Below are 16,790 nucleotides of genomic sequence, written 5' to 3' on the forward strand. Positions count from 1 at the left end.
GCCCGCCGCGATCAGCACGATCACGACGGGCCAATGGGTTTGCTGCGGCGGGCGTCAGCGTCCGGCAGCCGATTCCCGGTTGTCGACCTGGGTATTGGCGCAGCTGCGCTCGCTTTCCAGCCGCTTCAGGCGTTTTTCTTCCTTCTCGATATAGTTGCGCGTCAGCGGCACCGATTCCTGCCGGTGCGCCAGCTGGATCTGGAACACCATCAGGTTCTGCCAGCGGAAGGCCGATTCCGATGCGGCGAGATAGAATTCCCACATCCGGCAGAAGCGCTCATCATAGATCGCCTTGGCCTTGTCGCGGTTCGCCATGAACCGCTCGCGCCAGATGCGCAGTGTGTCGGCATAGTGCAACCGCAGGATTTCGATGTCGGTGATGACCAGCCCCGCCTTTTCGATCTGCGGAAGCACTTCCGAGAGCGCGGGGATGTAGCCGCCCGGAAAGATGTACTTCTGGATGAAGGCATTGGTATAGGACGGCCCGTCCGACCGGCCGATCGAATGCAGGAGGAAAACCCCGTCCTTCTTCAACAGCCGCGCCGTATGCTGGAAATACTCGGCGAAATGCCCGACGCCGACATGCTCGAACATGCCCACGGAGACAATCCGGTCAAAACTGTCGTCGATGGTCCGGTAGTCGCGCAGGTCGAAGCGAGCCTGGGTCGACAGGCCCTCGTCGATGGCCCGCTTGTTGGCGATGCCATGCTGTTCGTGCGAGAGCGTGACGCCCAGCACATTGGCGTCGAGATGACGGGCGAGGTAAAGCCCGAGACCACCCCAGCCGCAGCCGATATCGAGGGTCTTGTGGCCTTTTTCGACCAGAAGCTTGGCCGCGATATGCCGCTTCTTCGCCAGCTGCGCCTCTTCGAGGGTCGCATCTGGATGCTCGAAATAGGCGCAGGAATACTGCATGTCCGGGTCGAGAAACAGGCGGTAGAGCTCTTCCGACAGGTCGTAGTGCCGCTGCACATTGCTGGATGAACGGGTGAGATTGTTCATCTGGTGCAGGCGGCGGGTGGCACGGCGAATGCCCTCCAGCGCCAGCATCCATGGCTCGCGTGCCGCGGTGGCGCCGGTGTTTTCAAAGATGATCTTCAGGACGTCGTAGATATCGCCGTCGAGAACATCGAGTTCGCCGTTCATATAGGCTTCGGCGAAATGCAGGGAGGGATCGAAGGCAATCCGCCGTTCGGCCGCAGCCGTGTTGATGCGGAAGTGGATGGGTTCTCCGGTCCCGTCACCAAAGGTGCGCTTCTGGCCGGATGAGTCAGTAATCGAAAGTGTACCAGTGTGGATGAGCCGCGAAAGCGCAGCCCTAAGAATGGCATTCATGAACAATCTCCATCATTGACGATAGAGCTCGGCCATTATGAGGCTCGGGATTGAGCCAAGGTCGGGCGTGGGTAGGATAAACAAATTTACCCGTTTTTTTGATTCTGCAAAGCAAAAAAACACCCGGCATCTCTGCCGGGTGTTTCATGGTAAAGCAAACACCACTCCTGCGAGCGGTTTTTGCTTTGAAATCAGGCGTTTTCTTCGCCTTCTTCGTCTTCGTCGAAGAATTCGTCGGAAAGCGGTGCTTCTTCAATGCCATAGATCGCTTCGGCGGAGGTGAGGTCTTCACCCTTTACCTGACGCTCGGCTTCATCGGCCGTACGGGCAATGTTGATCGTAACGGTTGCTTCAACTTCCGGATGCAGAACCAGAACGATCTTGTGCAGGCCGATCGTCTTGATTGGCGTGTTCAGTTCAACCTGGTTGCGGTTGATCGAGAAACCTTCCGCCGTGATCAGGTCGGCAATGTCGCGGGTCGTTACTGAACCGTAGAGCTGACCGGTTTCACCGGCGGAGCGGACAGCAACGAATGTCTTGCCGTCGAGCTTGTCGGCGATCGCCTGGGCTTCGGTCTTGCGCTCGAGGTTGCGGGCTTCGAGCTGGGCGCGCTGGCCTTCGAACTTCTTCTTGTTGGCTTCGTTGGCACGAAGCGCCTTGCCCTGCGGCAGAAGGAAGTTACGGGCAAAGCCGTCCTTTACCTTGACTGTTTCACCCATCTGGCCGAGGCGGCTGATGCGTTCGAGAAGAATGACTTCCATGTGAGTTTTCCTTTCAAGTTCAATTGTCGTTATTGGGTGGGGTATCGGTATTCACAGCCTTCGAAACCGGCGCGTTGCGCGATGTGTCAAACAGACCGGCGAGAAGGAAGACGAGAAGTGCAAAAATAAAGAGAAACACGGCGAGATAGGCGAACCACAGCGCAAACGGCCGCCAGGTGGCGCCGCGCGTGCGGGCATGCAGCATGCCGAAGCCGGCCATGACGAACCCGGCGCCGAGGGCACCGGCAACCGCCGTTGCCGCGTAGCCGGGACCGCCCGGCAGGAACGCAGCGGCGCAGGCGACGGCAAACACGACAAGCGCCGGGCGCGGCATGCGCAGGGCACGCGGCCAGTCATCCCGCGGGCGGCGCAGTTTGCCCGAGGCAGCCGTCAGGCGCAGGGCGATGTAGAGATTGGCGATGATGACGCACAGCCACGCGGCGGGCTGCAGGGCCGGCAGGACGCGCACGACGAATTGCGCCATGCTCTGCGTCAGGTCGGCATTGGCCGCCAGTTCCGGATTGCTCACGGCCAGCTGCTGGGTCAGCGCCTGCGCCAGCTGGCGGGCAAAATCTTCGCTGAAGCCGATCATGACGCCGATGACGATGAAGGCGGCGGCGACTACAAGCGCCAGCCGCAACAATGTATCGGCGAGGGGATACCAGACATAGACGTCCTTGGGTCCGCCGATCTCGGCGGCCGGACGGGCAAGGCCGGTGAAATAGGCACCGACGGCGGCGGGCAGGGCGGTGATGAGCACGACGACGACGGCGGCCGTCGGGGCGGCGATGACGGACACCGCAACAGCCACGGTCAGCGCGGCGATGAAGCCGCAGGCCGTGCCCCAGCCCAGCGCCGCGACAAAGATCGGCAGCGGCGAAAGCAGCAGCAATATCATGGCAAGGCTGGAATTCACGATAACACCGGTCGTCAGCAGCGCAGCCGCAAGGCCCGCCAGCACACCAATGCCGATATCTGTTCCAGTCAGTTTCATGTCGCTCGCTGTCCTGCTTGTCGAAGCAGTTAGAGGTGGTTTTTCAACCGATCCCTCAACTTGGGTTTTCTGGTGTGCCTGACCGCGCCCATCGCGGAAGGCTTTGTTGCCCCGGAGGGCAGAAGGCGGCGGGACGAAATCCTGCCGCCTCCGATAGTCTTACTTCACAACGTATGGCAGCAGGCCGAGGAAACGGGCGCGCTTGATCGCCTGGGCGAGTTCGCGCTGCTTCTTCTGGCTGACAGCCGTGATACGGGAAGGAACGATCTTGCCACGCTCGGAAATGTAGCGCGACAGGAGCTTGATGTCCTTGTAGTCGATCTTCGGCGCATTGGCACCCGAGAACGGGCAGGTCTTGCGGCGGCGATGGAACGGACGACGGGTCGGGATCTGATTGATATCAACCATTATTCTGCTCCTTCACCGGCTTCGTTGTCACGCGGGCGGCGTGGACGGCGCGGACGATCGTCATCACGGCCACCGAACTTGTCGTCGCGTTCGCGGCGATCGTCACGGCGTGCAAGCATGGCCGACTGGCCTTCTTCGTGCTCTTCAACGCGGATCGTCATGAAGCGCAGAACGTCTTCATTGATGCGCTGCTGGCGCTCAACTTCGGCAACGGCGGCTGCCGGAGCATCGATGTTGAGAAGCGAGTAATACGCCTTGCGGTTCTTGTTGATGCGATAGGTCAGGGCGCGGAGGCCCCAGCTTTCAATACGCCCGACTTTGCCGCCATTGGCCTCGATGATACCCTTGTACTGTTCTACAAGCGCATCGACCTGCTGCTGCGAAATGTCCTGTCGAGCAAGGAACACATGTTCATAAAGAGCCATTGTCTTTGCCTTTCTTCGTTAATATTGCCCGGAATCAACGGTAAACCTCTGCGAATCTCTCTGCCGGGTGACCGGGGAAGAAAGGACGCTGATGGAGACGATCGAGAGCGGAGACACGGGAGGCTGAAGCTTTTACGCTTCCACGGATCGAAATCCGACCCTCCGTTCAGCCCCCAGCTGACGCCGAGCAATGAACGGGCGGCTTATACGGGCAAATGGTAAAAGACGCAACCCGCCATGGACGTTTTATATTGCAACGCGACATGCCGGCCGGTTTATGGGGATTTGTAACGCGTGGTGCGTGGTTCGACAAGCTCACCATGAGGGAAGTTTGTGGGCTGCAGTCAAACCACCTCCCTCATGGTGAGCTTGTCGAACCACGCACCGCAGTTTTGCCAGCCATCATAAAAAATCACACCAACTTATCCACGTTCTCCCAACCCAAGTTATCCTTCTCGTGTCCTTTCCGGCGGGAATGCTTCCGGAAACCTTCGAAAGTCGGGAAAGGATCGGCGCTTCGGCTTCACGGGGAGGAACCTGTGCGGCCGGGGAGGTTTGGCCCGGTGGTGGACCCATTGGGTAAAACCCTCAAAAACGCCGGGGCGGGTGGTCCCCAGGATCGCAAGCATTGCATACCACATACCCCAAGACCCGCGTTCCTGGGACCGCCCGTCTTTCCCACCTTTCAACAGCCAGACGCGACAGAGCGGGCGTGGCGCTGAAAACCCGTTATTCCGCCTATTATAATGTGCATGTGCGGCCGCTATGGCGCATGAAAGCTTGACTTCGGGCTTGCCGATAGGCACATCGCGCGGCAGATTGACGACGATAAAGCAGAAATCCGGAGGCACGCCCCATGTCCATAGCATTCACCTTCCCCGGTCAGGGCAGTCAGGCCGTCGGCATGGGCAAGGCATTGGCCGACAATTTTGCCGAAGCCAGGGCGGTGTTCGACGAGGTCGATGACGCGCTTGGTGAAAAGCTCTCCGCCATCATCTGGGACGGCCCGGAAGAAACCCTGACACTGACCGCCAATGCGCAGCCGGCCCTGATGGCGGTGTCCATCGCCGTCATCCGCGTGCTGGAAGCGCGCGGCATATCGATCAGGGACAAGGTCGCCTATGTCGCCGGTCATTCGCTCGGCGAATATTCGGCGCTGTGCGCTGCCGGAACATTCTCGCTTGCCGATACGGCGCGGCTCCTGCGCATCCGCGGTAATGCCATGCAGCAGGCGGTTCCCGCCGGAGCCGGCGCCATGGCCGCCATCATCGGGCTTGAGCACGAGGTCGTCGCTGCTGTCTGCGCCGATGCCGCGCTCGAAGGCCCGGTGCAGATCGCCAATGACAATGGCGGCGGCCAGATCGTCATTTCCGGCTCGAAAGCTCCCGTTGAAGCAGCCGCTGCCCTCGCGACGGAACGGGGCGCCAAGCGCGCCATCATGCTGCCGGTCTCCGCACCTTTCCATTCCGCGCTGATGGCGCCGGCCGCCGATGCCATGCGCGAGGCGCTGGCCAATGTGGCCAAGCACGATCCGGTGGTGCCGCTGATCGCCAATGTGCGCGCGGCTCCGGTGACGTCGGCCGATGCAATCGCGGCATTGCTGGTCGAGCAGGTGACGGGCCAGGTCCGCTGGCGCGAAACGGTCGAATGGTTCGGCGCCAATGGCATAACGACACTCTACGAGATTGGTGCAGGCAAGGTTTTGACCGGCCTGGCACGCCGCATCAACAAGGACATTTCCGGTGTCGCCGTCGGCACGCCGGATGATATTGACGCGGCCGTTGCCGCGCTGAACGTTTGAACGGAAGGGATTGAGCAATGTTTGACCTGACAGGCCGCAAGGCTCTCATAACCGGCGCCAGCGGCGGTATCGGCGAATCCATTGCCCGGGCGCTGCATGCGCAGGGCGCCATTGTCGGCCTGCATGGCACGCGCGTCGAAAAACTCGAGGCGCTGGCAAACGAGCTTGGCGAGCGGGTCAAGATTTTCCCGGCCAACCTGTCGAACCGCGATGAAGTGAAGGCGCTGGGCGAAAAGGCCGAAGCGGAGCTCGAAGGCGTCGAAATCCTCGTCAACAATGCGGGCATCACCAAGGACGGCCTGTTCGTGCGCATGAGCGATGCCGATTGGGACAATGTGCTGGAGGTCAACCTGACCGCCGTATTCCGCCTGACCCGCGAACTGACCCATCCGATGATGCGCCGCCGCTATGGCCGCATCATCAACATCACCTCCGTTGTCGGCGTGACCGGCAATCCGGGCCAGACCAACTATGTCGCGTCCAAGGCCGGCCTTATCGGTTTTTCCAAGGCGCTCGCGGCTGAGATCGCCAGCCGCAACGTCACGGTCAATTGCGTTGCACCCGGTTTCATCGAATCGGCCATGACGGACAAGCTGAACGACAAGCAGAAGGAAGGCATCATGTCCGCCATCCCGATGCGCCGCATGGGGACAGGCGAAGAGGTGGCATCCTCCGTGGTCTATCTCGCCAGCAATGAGGCTTCCTACGTCACCGGCCAGACGATCCACGTCAACGGCGGCATGGCGATGATCTGATGAAATGGCACCCGGACATGCAATTGAACCGGATGCAACGGTCGCAATCACATTTATGCGATTGAGACCGTGAATAAAGCGTGATAAGTCGCGCACCAAGTCAGGGTGTCAAATCGATTTGATGCCTTTTCCATTCCGCGAGGAAGAAGTGGCTGGGATGAGGGGTTTTAGCTGTTAAACAAGGCTGACCTGCCATCTTATTGCTTGATTAGAGTCATCCGTGCCGCTAACCAAGGCATGGAGAAAAACAAACAGGTTGAGGTTTCCACATGAGTGATACTGCAGAACGCGTCAAGAAAATCGTTATTGAACATCTGGGCGTTGATGCCGAGAAAGTCACCGATGGTGCGAGCTTCATCGACGATCTGGGCGCAGACAGCCTTGATACTGTCGAGCTCGTGATGGCTTTCGAAGAAGAATTCGGCGTTGAAATTCCTGATGATGCTGCCGAGACAATTCTGACAGTCGGCGATGCCGTCAAGTTCATCGACAAAGCACAAGCCTGATTTTCATTCGGCCCGGCAGCGCAGGAATTTTGACAGGCGGCAGATTGCCTTTGTCGGAACCTGCGCAGGGCCCTTGGAAAATATCATGCTGAATATGACATTGAAGGATCGGCCATGAGGCGCGTTGTCATAACCGGCCTTGGGCTGGTTTCTCCTCTTGCATCCGGTGTTGAGCACACATGGTCCCGCCTCCTGGCTGGCCAGAGCGGTGCCCGGCGGGTCACAGAGTTTGAAGTTGAAGATCTGCCTTGCAAGATTGCCTGCCGCATTCCAGTCGGCGATGGCTCCGATGGCACATTCAATCCGGACGATTGGATGGAGCCGAAGGAACAGCGCAAGGTTGATCCCTTTATCATTTATGCCATGGCTGCCGCTGACCAGGCGCTTGCCGATGCCAAATGGGCACCGGAAAGCGACGAGGATCAGATCGCCACGGGTGTTCTCATCGGTTCGGGTATCGGCGGTCTCGAGGGCATTGTCGAAGCCGGCTATACGCTGCGCGACAAGGGTCCGCGCCGCATTTCGCCGTTCTTCATTCCCGGACGTCTGATCAATCTGGCTTCCGGCCAGGTCTCCATCAAGCACAAGCTGCGCGGCCCGAACCATTCGGTCGTCACCGCCTGCTCGACCGGCGCGCATGCGATCGGCGATGCATCGCGTCTCATCGCCTTCGGTGATGCCGATGTGATGGTTGCCGGCGGAACGGAATCGCCCGTCAGCCGCATTTCGCTGGCCGGTTTTGCCGCCTGCAAGGCCTTGTCCACAGCCCGCAACGATGATCCGACAGCGGCCTCGCGTCCCTACGACGATGACCGCGATGGTTTCGTCATGGGCGAGGGTGCCGGTATCGTCGTGCTGGAAGAGCTGGAACATGCGCTGGCCCGCGGGGCGAAGATTTACGCCGAGGTCATCGGCTACGGCCTGTCCGGCGACGCCTACCACATCACCGCTCCGTCGGAGAGCGGCGAGGGTGCGCAGCGCTCCATGGAAATGGCGCTGAAGCGCGCAGGCATTACCCCGGATCAGGTCGACTACATCAATTCGCACGGCACATCGACGATGGCCGATACGATTGAGCTGGCGGCCGTTGAACGTGTTCTGGGCGATGCCGCTCCGAAAGTGTCGATGTCGTCGACAAAGTCTTCCATCGGTCATCTCCTGGGTGCAGCCGGTTCGACCGAAGCCATCTTCTGTGCGCTGGCCATTCGCGACAATGTCGCTCCGGCCACGCTCAATCTGCACAAGCCATCGGTCGAGACAAAGATCGATCTGGTCCCGCACAAGCCGCGGCATCGCACCGTCGATGTGGCTCTTTCCAATTCCTTTGGTTTTGGCGGTACCAACGCTTCGCTGGTTTTGCGGCGTTATCAACAGTGATTGAAGCAATGGCGGAAGCGTTTTCGCGCTTTCGCCATATTCACAATCAGAATAATACCGGTTCCAACCGGAAAAACATGCTCGAGGTGCCCGTGTGAGCTCAGATCAGCAGTCTGAAGAGACGAACGGTTCAGCCGCCGCCAGCGCGCCGGAGCGCAATCCGATTGTCCCGCAGTCGGCATCGGAGGCCCTGCGCCCCGAACCGGGCACGCCGCCGCCCGCACCCCGGCGCCGCTCGCGCCGTGCGCGCAGCCAGATCGTCGTCTTCGCCAATTTCATGCTGTCGCTCGTGGTGCTTCTGGTGATTGCCGCCGCTGCCGCGGTCTATTTCGGCAAGGTCGCCTTCAACGAACCCGGCCCGACGGAAGTCACCACCAATTATCTCGTCAAGAACGGCAGCGGCATCGTCGAAATCGCCGATGGCCTCGAACGCCGCGGCATCATCACCGATGGCCGCGTGTTCAAATATGGCGTTCAGGCCTATGGCTTTCAGCGCGACATGAAGGCCGGCGAGTACGAGATCAAGGCGCACGCCTCGATGCGTGACATCATGGACCTGCTGCGCAGCGGCAAGTCTGTCCTGCATTCGCTGACTGTTCCCGAAGGCCTGACCGTCGACCAGATTCTGCAGCGTGTCAGCGAGGACGATGCGCTGGTGGGAGCATTGCCGGCGGTCGTTCCGGCGGAAGGCACGCTGTTCGCCAACACGCAGCGCTTCTCCCGCGGCATGACGCGCGAGGAAATCATCAAGAAGATGCAGGCCGACCAGAAGAAACTGGTCGAGGATATCTGGGCGCGCCGCGACCAGAGCATCCCGCTCAAGACCATCGAGGAATTCGTCACGCTGGCGTCCATCGTCGAGAAGGAGACCGGCAAGGCCGATGAGCGTCCGCGCGTCGCCGCCGTGTTCATCAACCGCCTGAACAAGCGGATGCGCCTGCAGTCCGATCCGACGATCATCTATGGCCTGTTCGGCGGCAAGGGCAAGCCGGCCGACCGCCCAATCCTGAAATCGGATCTGGAGAAGCCGACGCCCTACAACACCTATACGATCAATGGCCTGCCGCCCGGTCCGATTGCCAATCCGGGTCGCGATGCGCTGGAAGCGGTTGCGCACCCCTCGCAGACCAAGGACCTCTACTTCGTGGCTGATGGAACCGGCGGGCATGTCTTTGCCGAAACGCTGGATGACCACAACGACAATGTGAAGCGCTGGCGCACCGTCGAGAAGAACCGTGTCGACGAGGCCGCCAAGGCCGCCACCGGCGACAAGAATGCCAAGCCGTCTGCGGCGGACGACAGCGCGCCGACACAGGAATAATGTCTGAAGGCCTGGTTTCGATCAGGCCTTTGTCCTTTCGGACTTTGGGGGAAAAATGTCATTGCAAAGCATGACGGGTTTTGCCCGTCACCTCCGGAACAGCGCCGGGGCGCAGATTTCATGGGAAATCAAATCGGTGAACGGCAAGGGGCTCGATGTGCGGTTCCGGCTGCCCGCGGGGTTCGAAGCCGTGGAGCAGAAGGCGCGCGCGCTGTTCAGCCAGCATTTCAAGCGCGGCAATTTCCAGGCGGCCCTGACCGTTGACCGCAGCGCCGGCGATGCCAGGGCGCTCATCAACGAACCGCTGCTGAGGGAATTGGCAGGGATCGCCGCCCAGCTGCGTGCGGACTTCGGTCTGGCACCGTCCACCCCGGAAGGTCTGATGGCGCTGCGCGGCGTTCTGGAAGCGCCGCAGGACGTGTTGACGGATGAAGACCGGGCCGAGATCGAAGCGGCCGTGCTGGCGGTCCTCGACGAGACGCTGGTGCAGCTTGCGCGCAACCGCGAGACCGAGGGCAAGGCGCTCGGCGACATACTGAGCACCCAGATCGATGCGGTGGAACGGCTGACCGGGGAGGCGCGGCGCGATCCGAGCCGGACGCTCGACGCCGTCCGGTCGAGACTGGCGGCACAGGTTGCACTGCTGCTCGATGCATCTCCGGCTCTCGATGAAGCGCGCCTGCACATGGAGGCGGCGTTTCTCGCAACCAAGGCCGATATCCAGGAAGAGCTGGACCGTCTGGAAATGCATGTGGCCGCCGCGCGCACGCTGCTGCGCGATGGCAATGGTGTCGGGCGCAAGCTGGATTTTCTGACACAGGAATTTAACCGCGAGGCGAATACACTCTGCTCCAAGTCCAATGCGGCCTCCATCACGTCGATTGGACTTGACCTCAAGGCGGTTGTGGATCAATTGCGCGAGCAAATACAGAATCTGGAGTAAACATGCTCAACGCCTCAAACAGCATCAAGCGCCGCGGCCTCATGCTGGTGCTGTCGTCGCCATCGGGTGCCGGCAAGTCGACCATTGCCCGTCTGCTGCTCAACGACAAGGAAAAGCTGGAGCTGTCGCTGTCGATTAGCGTCACCACCCGTCCGCGCCGCGCCAGCGAGATCGACGGCGTGCATTATCATTTCATTTCGGTGCGCGAATTCGAACGCCTGCGCGACAGTGATGAACTGATCGAATGGGCGGAGGTGCATGGCAATTTCTATGGCACGCCGCGTGAGGCGGCGGAAAACGCCCTGGCCGACGGACAGGACATGCTGTTCGACATCGACTGGCAGGGCGCGCTGCAATTGCAGGACAAGATGAAGGGCGATGTCGTCAGCATTTTCATCCTGCCGCCGTCCATGGCCGACCTGAAGCTGCGGCTGCATCGCCGCGCCGAGGACACCGAAGAAGTCATCGACATGCGCCTGCGCAATGCGCGCAACGAGATCGAACGCTGGCGTTCCTATGATTACGTCATCGTCAACAAGGATCTGGAACGTGCCTATCACGAGGTCCAGTCCATCGTGACGGCCGAACGCCTGCGCCGGGACCGTTGCCCCGGCCTGTTCGATTTCGTCAGCGGCCTCCTGGATGAGAAGATCGATTAACGGTGCAGGTTATCTGATATCTGCAGGAACATTGTGCGTGGTTCGACAAGCTCACCATGAGGGAGAGTGAGGATTGCAGGAAGCTTTATTCTGCAATGTTTCCGGCTAGCCCTGCAGCCCACCCATTCCCTCATGGTGAGCTTGTCGAACCACGCACAGTGGTTATGCAAGATTTACCAATGGTTTCCCTAACCCACACCTAAACCGCGTTGGCCAGCGCTACAAACTCATCAATGGACAGTGTTTCGGCGCGGCGTGTGGGATCAATCCCGACTTTGGCCAGCAGCGCTTCACCGCCGAGCGGCTTGATGCTCTGGCGCAGCATCTTGCGGCGCTGGCCGAAGGCCGCCTGCGTGACACGGCCGAGCATGGTTGCATCGCAGGCCAGCGGGCTTGCGCGCGGAATGAGGTGAACCACCGAGGACGTCACCTTCGGCGGCGGGGTAAAGGCCTGCGGCGGCACGTCGAACGTAATTTTGGCTTCCGTGCGCCAGCCCGCCAGCACGCCGAGGCGGCCATAGGCGTCGGAGGCAGGCTTTGCCACGATGCGCTCGGCCACTTCGCGCTGGAACATCAGCGTCAGCGAGGCGTAGAAGGGCGGCCACGGCTCGCTCAAGAGCCAGCCGATCAACAGCTGCGTGCCGACATTGTAGGGCAGGTTGGCGACGATCTTGACCGTGCCGTCTCCCGCCAGCGCCTTGAAATCCGTCTCCAGCGCATCGCCTGATATGACCTGCAGGCGGCCGGGATAATGATCGGAAATTTCCTGCAGCGCCGCCAGGCAGCGCTCGTCGCGTTCAATGGCAATCACATGGGCACCCTGCGCCAGCAGGGCGCGGGTCAGGCCGCCGGGGCCAGGGCCGACCTCGATGACGGTCTGTCCCTGCAGATCGCCAGCCTGCCGCGCGATCTTGGCGGTCAGGTTCAGATCGAGCAGGAAATTCTGGCCGAGGGATTTTTTGGCCATCAGCTCGTGCCGGTCGATCACATCGCGCAGAGGGGGGAGGCTGTCGATGCTCATGCGGCGTTGTTTTCCGGGTTGGAGCGATGGGAGGCGAGTTCACCCGCCAGGCGCAATGCGGCGATGAAGCTGTCCGGCTTGGCCTTGCCCGATCCGGCGATATCGAATGCGGTGCCGTGGTCGGGCGAGGTGCGCACGAAGGGCAGGCCGAGCGTCACGTTCACGCTGTCGTCGAAGCCCAGCGTCTTGGCCGGGATGAGCGCCTGGTCGTGATACATGCAGATCGCCGCGTCATAGCTGGCACGCGCCGCCGCATGGAACATCGTGTCGGCCGGCAGCGGCCCGCGTGCATCGATGCCTTCCTTGCGCAGGATCTCAACCGCCGGGCGGACGATCTCTTCGTCTTCCAGGCCCATGGCGCCGCCTTCGCCCGCATGCGGATTGAGCCCGGCAATGGCAAGGCGCGGATTGGCAATGCCGAACTGGTTTTTCAGCGCCTGCGCCGTGATGCGTGAAATGGTGACGATCCGGGCGGTATCCAGCACCTCGGGAACCCGGGCAAGCGCAATGTGGATGGTCACGGGAACCGCGCGCAGCAGGGGCCCTGCCAGCATCATCACTGGTGTGACCTCGCGGCCGAACCGTTCACTGGCCAGATGCGCCAGGAATTCCGTATGGCCGGGAAAGCGGAACCCCGCCTCGTAGAGCGGCTTCTTGGCGATAGGGCAGGTGACAACGGCACTGGCACGGCCGGAAAGCGTGTATTCGACGGCGCGCTCGATCGCCTCGATCGTTCCGGCGGCATTTTCGGCGAGCGGAATGCCGGGACGGTCGATTTGCCGGTTTTGCAGGGGAACAACCGGCAAAGCCCGCCCGAAAACCCTGTCGGCATCTTCAGGCGTGGTGATTTCGATGGGGCAATCCATGCCGAGCCGTGCCGCACGTGCGGCAATGAGCTTTTCGTCGCCAAGCAGAAAAAACGCCGGCGGACGCACCGACGCGCGCAATGCCCATGCGGCAAGCGCTATGTCAGGTCCGATTCCGGAGGGATCACCGGAGCTTACGGCGAGGATGCTGCTCATGGGAAGGCAATACCATCATCGGTTGACGATGGATGCCTTTTTCCGCAGATCATCGAGATATTGCTTGTTGACCGCTTCCGCCGTGGCATCGGGCTTCTGGTTGGCCGCTGCCGCTTCCTGCGAGAAAACAAGGCGGGCGACGCGGTCATCGGAAAGCTGGCGCGTTGCGCAGACACCGAGGAATTCGACGCCCTTGTCGGTGTCGAGTGTGGTGGTCGCGTGTCCGGGCGAAGTGGCGGTGACCTGTTTCGACCATTCCGGCGGCAGTTCCTGTTCGACGAAACGGCCGAGATCGCGGACGGTCACGTCCAGTATGCCCTTGGCCATATCGCGCGTTGAGTCACAGCCGTTGAACTTGGCGCGCAGCGCATTGGCCTCGTTGCGGCGCTTGGCGATGTTGGCGCGATCGGCGGCCGGAACAACGAAAATGACCTGCTGCAATGTGAATTCGGTCGAGACGGGCTTCTTGCCGCCGTCCTTCAGCATGCGCTGCACGGCATCCTGCTCGGACACGCGGCTGCCGCCCTGCGACCGGTTGCGGGTGCTGAGGGCACGGCCCCAGCCCATCTGCAGGCGGATATATTCCTTGAAATGGTCGGCAGTCACACCGGCCTTGTCGAGGACACCGGTGAGCTGGGCAAGGGTCATCTTGTTGTTGGTTGCAAAGCGCTCGAAAGCCTGATTCACTTCGGTATCGGAAACGACGATGTTCAGCCGCCGCATTTCCTGGCGTTTCAGCATGTCGTCGGTGAGTTCCTCCCGCGCCATCTGCGACAGGTTGCCCTTCTTGTGCTGCAGCTTCAGAAAGGCCGCGCGCCGGGCAATGTCATAATCGGTAATCGGCATTCCATTGACGATTACCTTGACGTCGCTCGCTTGCGCAGGCAGCGAAATGCCCGCCGCCAGGCCCGAGCCCAAAGCGGTAACAATCGCCGCCGCAAGAATGTGCTTCCTCACCATCATGTTCCACATTATCCGATCATTATGGATCTCTTTTGACCATTTTGACAAAAATGACCGGTAAAATCCATTCCTGTGAGATTCATTTCCGTTCTTATTGCCGTTTTACTAAGGCAAAAGCATGACTGGCCGCAAGGGCGGCCAGTTGAAAAGAAATAATCAAATGCCGCCAATATCGACAGGCTTGCCGAATTCCCACAGCGTGCGGAAGGAGATCTGGAAACCGTATGTTGTTGTCGTGTCGCCGGCTGTGCCAGTGCCGGTGATAGGCCGTTGCTGCGTATAGTACATCTGGTAGGTGAAGCACTCATCGTCATAGGCAATTGCCGCCGTGCGCCTCACCAGTGTGTCATGCACGATATCGTAGGTGCCCGAGCCGAGAAGACGCCAGTTTGGTGTCAGCTTGGCCGTGCCGCCGAGGGTGACTTCCTGCCTGTCCTCGGTGAAGCCATAGGTGGGCTGAGCGCCGATGAATGCGTATTTCCCGAAAACCGAGCCGTACTTGCCGGCGCCCGTCGCTGCGACTTCGGCACGATGAACCTCGAACGTATCCTTGTCGAAGCGGCCGCCCGTCGTCAGCGTATAGGCGCCGTAGTTGGCGCCGATCATCGCAACATAGTCGGAACGTGCCGTTTCCAGTCCCGATTCCGCGCCCGCATTGACAAAGTCCTGCGAGGCAAAGGAATTCATGCCGCCCAGCTGGAACGATTGGCCGGCAATACCGTTGAGCGACAGGCCGTTGTTGAACGTACCGGAATAACGAATACCCAGATTGGCGCGTGTGCCGCCCTCGACGCGGTCGTAACCCGAGAACTTGTCCCGTTCGAACAGGCTTGAGGCATCGAAGACGAAGCTTTGCGCATCTTCGTTCGGCATCTGGCCGGCATAGGGCTCGTTGTTGCGGACAAAGAGCTGTGCCGTCGGTTCAAGCACGTGGGTTGAATTGGCTGCCGTGAACAGGATCGGGTATTTGGCTTCGAGCCCGGCGGTTGCCATGCCGCGAAAGGCTTGATCGCGATTGACGCCAACGGAATTCGAGTCGACATACATGCCATCGCCGCGCAGGGCGAGAATGGGCGTCAGGACAAGGCCGCTATCGGTAATGAATGTACGCTTCCACTCGACTTCGCCGGTGATGCGACCGTCATTGCCCTTGATGCCAGAGAGATAGCCGGAGCGTGTCAGACCTGTCGATGCCGTGCCATCTTCCTTGTCGCGATACAGCGCCTGCACGTTCAAGTTGAAGTTCAACTCGCCGCCGGCAAGAGGCTGGGTAGGGATATAGGCGTAGTCGAGACTTGGCAGAACCCAGGGCTGCTTGTTCTCATAGGAATTGGGGTCTGAATCTCTCCAGCCTTCCTGAACGTGGAACTTGTAGAGCCGCAGGTCAAAATAGTTCCGGTCATGCAGGCCGGTCAGGTAAATCTGGTCGGTCTTGTTGTAGTCCGCATAGCCTTCGAGGCCATAGCGGTAGGCAAAGGCCTTGTCCGACTGCACCATCGCATCCCAGCCGAGGGTCCAGCGCGGGTTGATGTGAATCGCACCCTTCGAACCGATCATGCCGCGGCCGGTATTGTCCTGATCGACCTGATCGGTCACATCGAACTCACCGGGCTTGCGCTGGCTGATGCCGGCGACACGGATGCTGTACTCGCCGTTTTCCAGGCGATGGCGCCATTCCGCGTCGGCAAGGAAGCCCTGCTTCGTATAGCCGGTGCCTGTGAGGGTCAGGTCATAATTGGGAGCGAGCGCCCAGAAATAGGGAACGCTGACGCCATAGCCGAGATTCGTCTCGTATTTGTAGCTCGGCATCAGGAAGCCGCTTTTGCGCTTCACGGTCGGATCGGCAATTTCAAACGCCGGCAGGAAGGCCAGGGGCATGCCGAACAGCTCGAAGCGTCCGCGCTCGAACCGGATGGTCTTGTTCTTACCGTTCCAGACGATCTTCTGGGCGCGCACCTGCCAGAGCGGAGCCTTGCCCGGCTTGTCGCGGCAGGGTTCGCAGGCGGTATAAATACCGTTGTTGAACTTGGTGATTTCGCCGCCGATGCGCTCGGCGCTTTCCGCCGCGAAGCGCGTGTTATCCGCAGCCTCGACGCGCAGCGTGTTGACGAAACCTTCCTTGAAGTCATCGGTGACATCGAGATTTTCCGCATAGATGCGGTTGCCGTCCTTTTCAACGATCTCGACCTTGCCGACGGCCTTCAGGCGGCCGGTCTTCTGGTCATAGGTAACCTGACGGGCAACGAGGCGGTTGCCGTCATATTCGATCTTCACGCCGCCGACGGCTGAAATCGTCTTGGCATTGATATCATAGACGAGTTCATCCGATTCCAGCAGCATCTGCGCATTCGGATTCGTCTTGAAATTACCTGCAAGGGCATCATTTGTCTGGGCCAAGGCCGGGAATGAAATCCCGCCTGCAAGGCATAGCACGGCCGTCCCGCACATAAGCCGTGCGAGCCACGTCGGCAACACCGAGCGCGTTACATTCAATCCCAC

Annotated in this window: 16 protein-coding genes; 7 read left to right on the top strand and 9 right to left on the bottom strand. The window is 60.4% G+C overall.

Features of this window, described 5'->3' with window-relative positions:
* Positions 1-54: 54 nt before the first annotated feature.
* The 5 genes from ACZ5FP_RS09610 to rpsF all read right to left on the bottom strand — a co-directional run bounded on the left by ACZ5FP_RS09610 (position 55) and on the right by rpsF (position 3,923).
* Complete coding sequence (locus tag ACZ5FP_RS09610; RefSeq protein ID WP_464659797.1) at positions 55-1,335, bottom strand: class I SAM-dependent methyltransferase; 1,281 nt, start codon at positions 1,333-1,335, stop codon at positions 55-57.
* A 191-nt stretch (positions 1,336-1,526) separates the two neighbouring features.
* Positions 1,527-2,096, bottom strand: a complete 570-nt coding sequence (gene rplI / locus ACZ5FP_RS09615; RefSeq protein ID WP_288194111.1) for a 50S ribosomal protein L9 — start codon at positions 2,094-2,096, stop codon at positions 1,527-1,529.
* Positions 2,097-2,115: 19 nt separating this feature from the next.
* Positions 2,116-3,090: a DUF2232 domain-containing protein gene (locus ACZ5FP_RS09620; protein WP_464659800.1), complete on the bottom strand. Its 975-nt coding sequence runs from the start codon at positions 3,088-3,090 to the stop codon at positions 2,116-2,118.
* 159 nt (positions 3,091-3,249) lie between these two features.
* A complete protein-coding gene (rpsR, locus tag ACZ5FP_RS09625) occupies positions 3,250-3,498 on the bottom strand; it encodes a 30S ribosomal protein S18 (RefSeq protein ID WP_027229803.1) in 249 nt (82 codons plus the stop codon).
* Positions 3,498-3,923 carry a 30S ribosomal protein S6 gene (gene rpsF, locus ACZ5FP_RS09630; protein WP_105735802.1) on the bottom strand — a complete coding sequence of 142 codons (426 nt, stop codon included), beginning with the start codon at positions 3,921-3,923 and terminating at the stop codon, positions 3,498-3,500. The genes rpsR and rpsF overlap by 1 nt, the downstream gene beginning before the upstream one ends.
* 856 nt (positions 3,924-4,779) lie before the next feature.
* On the opposite strand from rpsF, the gene fabD reads away from it, so the two are divergent.
* From fabD to gmk, 7 genes are all read left to right on the top strand, one after another.
* Positions 4,780-5,724, top strand: a complete 945-nt coding sequence (fabD, locus tag ACZ5FP_RS09635) for an ACP S-malonyltransferase (RefSeq protein ID WP_464659802.1) — start codon at positions 4,780-4,782, stop codon at positions 5,722-5,724.
* Between the two features lie 17 nt (positions 5,725-5,741).
* On the top strand, positions 5,742-6,479 hold the full coding sequence (fabG, locus tag ACZ5FP_RS09640) for a 3-oxoacyl-[acyl-carrier-protein] reductase (RefSeq protein ID WP_403172153.1): 738 nt from the start codon (positions 5,742-5,744) through the stop codon (positions 6,477-6,479).
* Positions 6,480-6,748: 269 nt separating this feature from the next.
* Entirely contained in the window at positions 6,749-6,985 is a 237-nt protein-coding gene (locus ACZ5FP_RS09645) for an acyl carrier protein (RefSeq protein ID WP_008128530.1), read from the top strand.
* A 114-nt stretch (positions 6,986-7,099) separates the two neighbouring features.
* The gene (gene fabF / locus ACZ5FP_RS09650) at positions 7,100-8,362 is read left to right on the top strand and encodes a beta-ketoacyl-ACP synthase II (protein ID WP_223611243.1); all 1,263 of its coding nucleotides are present in this window, start codon (positions 7,100-7,102) and stop codon (positions 8,360-8,362) included.
* Between the two features lie 94 nt (positions 8,363-8,456).
* Entirely contained in the window at positions 8,457-9,683 is a 1,227-nt protein-coding gene (mltG, locus tag ACZ5FP_RS09655) for an endolytic transglycosylase MltG (protein ID WP_464659805.1), read from the top strand.
* A 55-nt stretch (positions 9,684-9,738) separates the two neighbouring features.
* Positions 9,739-10,626, top strand: coding sequence for a YicC/YloC family endoribonuclease (locus ACZ5FP_RS09660; RefSeq protein ID WP_464659807.1), 888 nt, complete (start codon positions 9,739-9,741; stop codon positions 10,624-10,626).
* A gap of 2 nt (positions 10,627-10,628) precedes the next feature.
* Positions 10,629-11,285, top strand: a complete 657-nt coding sequence (gene gmk, locus ACZ5FP_RS09665) for a guanylate kinase (protein WP_105735787.1) — start codon at positions 10,629-10,631, stop codon at positions 11,283-11,285.
* Positions 11,286-11,484: 199 nt separating this feature from the next.
* On the opposite strand, the gene rsmA is transcribed toward gmk, so the two are convergent.
* The 4 genes from rsmA to ACZ5FP_RS09685 all read right to left on the bottom strand — a co-directional run bounded on the left by rsmA (position 11,485) and on the right by ACZ5FP_RS09685 (position 16,790).
* A complete protein-coding gene (gene rsmA, locus ACZ5FP_RS09670) occupies positions 11,485-12,306 on the bottom strand; it encodes a 16S rRNA (adenine(1518)-N(6)/adenine(1519)-N(6))-dimethyltransferase RsmA (protein WP_464659810.1) in 822 nt (273 codons plus the stop codon).
* Positions 12,303-13,328: a 4-hydroxythreonine-4-phosphate dehydrogenase PdxA gene (gene pdxA, locus ACZ5FP_RS09675; RefSeq protein ID WP_464659812.1), complete on the bottom strand. Its 1,026-nt coding sequence runs from the start codon at positions 13,326-13,328 to the stop codon at positions 12,303-12,305. The genes rsmA and pdxA overlap by 4 nt, the downstream gene beginning before the upstream one ends.
* Positions 13,329-13,343: 15 nt before the next feature.
* The gene (locus tag ACZ5FP_RS09680; RefSeq protein ID WP_464659813.1) at positions 13,344-14,291 is read right to left on the bottom strand and encodes a SurA N-terminal domain-containing protein; all 948 of its coding nucleotides are present in this window, start codon (positions 14,289-14,291) and stop codon (positions 13,344-13,346) included.
* Between the two features lie 156 nt (positions 14,292-14,447).
* The gene (locus ACZ5FP_RS09685; protein ID WP_464659815.1) at positions 14,448-16,790 is read right to left on the bottom strand and encodes an LPS-assembly protein LptD; all 2,343 of its coding nucleotides are present in this window, start codon (positions 16,788-16,790) and stop codon (positions 14,448-14,450) included.

It is taken from the genome of Phyllobacterium sp. T2-21 (assembly GCF_055378485.1).

Excerpts from the sequence above, each read along its gene's own strand:
- fabF (WP_223611243.1), top strand. The coding sequence starts at position 7,100 with ATGAGGCGCGTTGTCATAACCGGCCTTGGGCTGGTTTCTCCTCTTGCA.
- gmk (WP_105735787.1), top strand. The coding sequence starts at position 10,629 with ATGCTCAACGCCTCAAACAGCATCAAGCGCCGCGGCCTCATGCTGGTG.
- pdxA (WP_464659812.1), bottom strand. The coding sequence starts at position 13,328 with ATGAGCAGCATCCTCGCCGTAAGCTCCGGTGATCCCTCCGGAATCGGA.
- rsmA (WP_464659810.1), bottom strand. The coding sequence starts at position 12,306 with ATGAGCATCGACAGCCTCCCCCCTCTGCGCGATGTGATCGACCGGCAC.
- rpsF (WP_105735802.1), bottom strand. The coding sequence starts at position 3,923 with ATGGCTCTTTATGAACATGTGTTCCTTGCTCGACAGGACATTTCGCAG.
- rpsR (WP_027229803.1), bottom strand. The coding sequence starts at position 3,498 with ATGGTTGATATCAATCAGATCCCGACCCGTCGTCCGTTCCATCGCCGC.
- ACZ5FP_RS09645 (WP_008128530.1), top strand. The coding sequence starts at position 6,749 with ATGAGTGATACTGCAGAACGCGTCAAGAAAATCGTTATTGAACATCTG.
- ACZ5FP_RS09610 (WP_464659797.1), bottom strand. The coding sequence starts at position 1,335 with ATGAATGCCATTCTTAGGGCTGCGCTTTCGCGGCTCATCCACACTGGT.
- fabG (WP_403172153.1), top strand. The coding sequence starts at position 5,742 with ATGTTTGACCTGACAGGCCGCAAGGCTCTCATAACCGGCGCCAGCGGC.
- rplI (WP_288194111.1), bottom strand. The coding sequence starts at position 2,096 with ATGGAAGTCATTCTTCTCGAACGCATCAGCCGCCTCGGCCAGATGGGT.
- fabD (WP_464659802.1), top strand. The coding sequence starts at position 4,780 with ATGTCCATAGCATTCACCTTCCCCGGTCAGGGCAGTCAGGCCGTCGGC.
- ACZ5FP_RS09680 (WP_464659813.1), bottom strand. The coding sequence starts at position 14,291 with ATGATGGTGAGGAAGCACATTCTTGCGGCGGCGATTGTTACCGCTTTG.
- ACZ5FP_RS09620 (WP_464659800.1), bottom strand. The coding sequence starts at position 3,090 with ATGAAACTGACTGGAACAGATATCGGCATTGGTGTGCTGGCGGGCCTT.
- ACZ5FP_RS09660 (WP_464659807.1), top strand. The coding sequence starts at position 9,739 with ATGTCATTGCAAAGCATGACGGGTTTTGCCCGTCACCTCCGGAACAGC.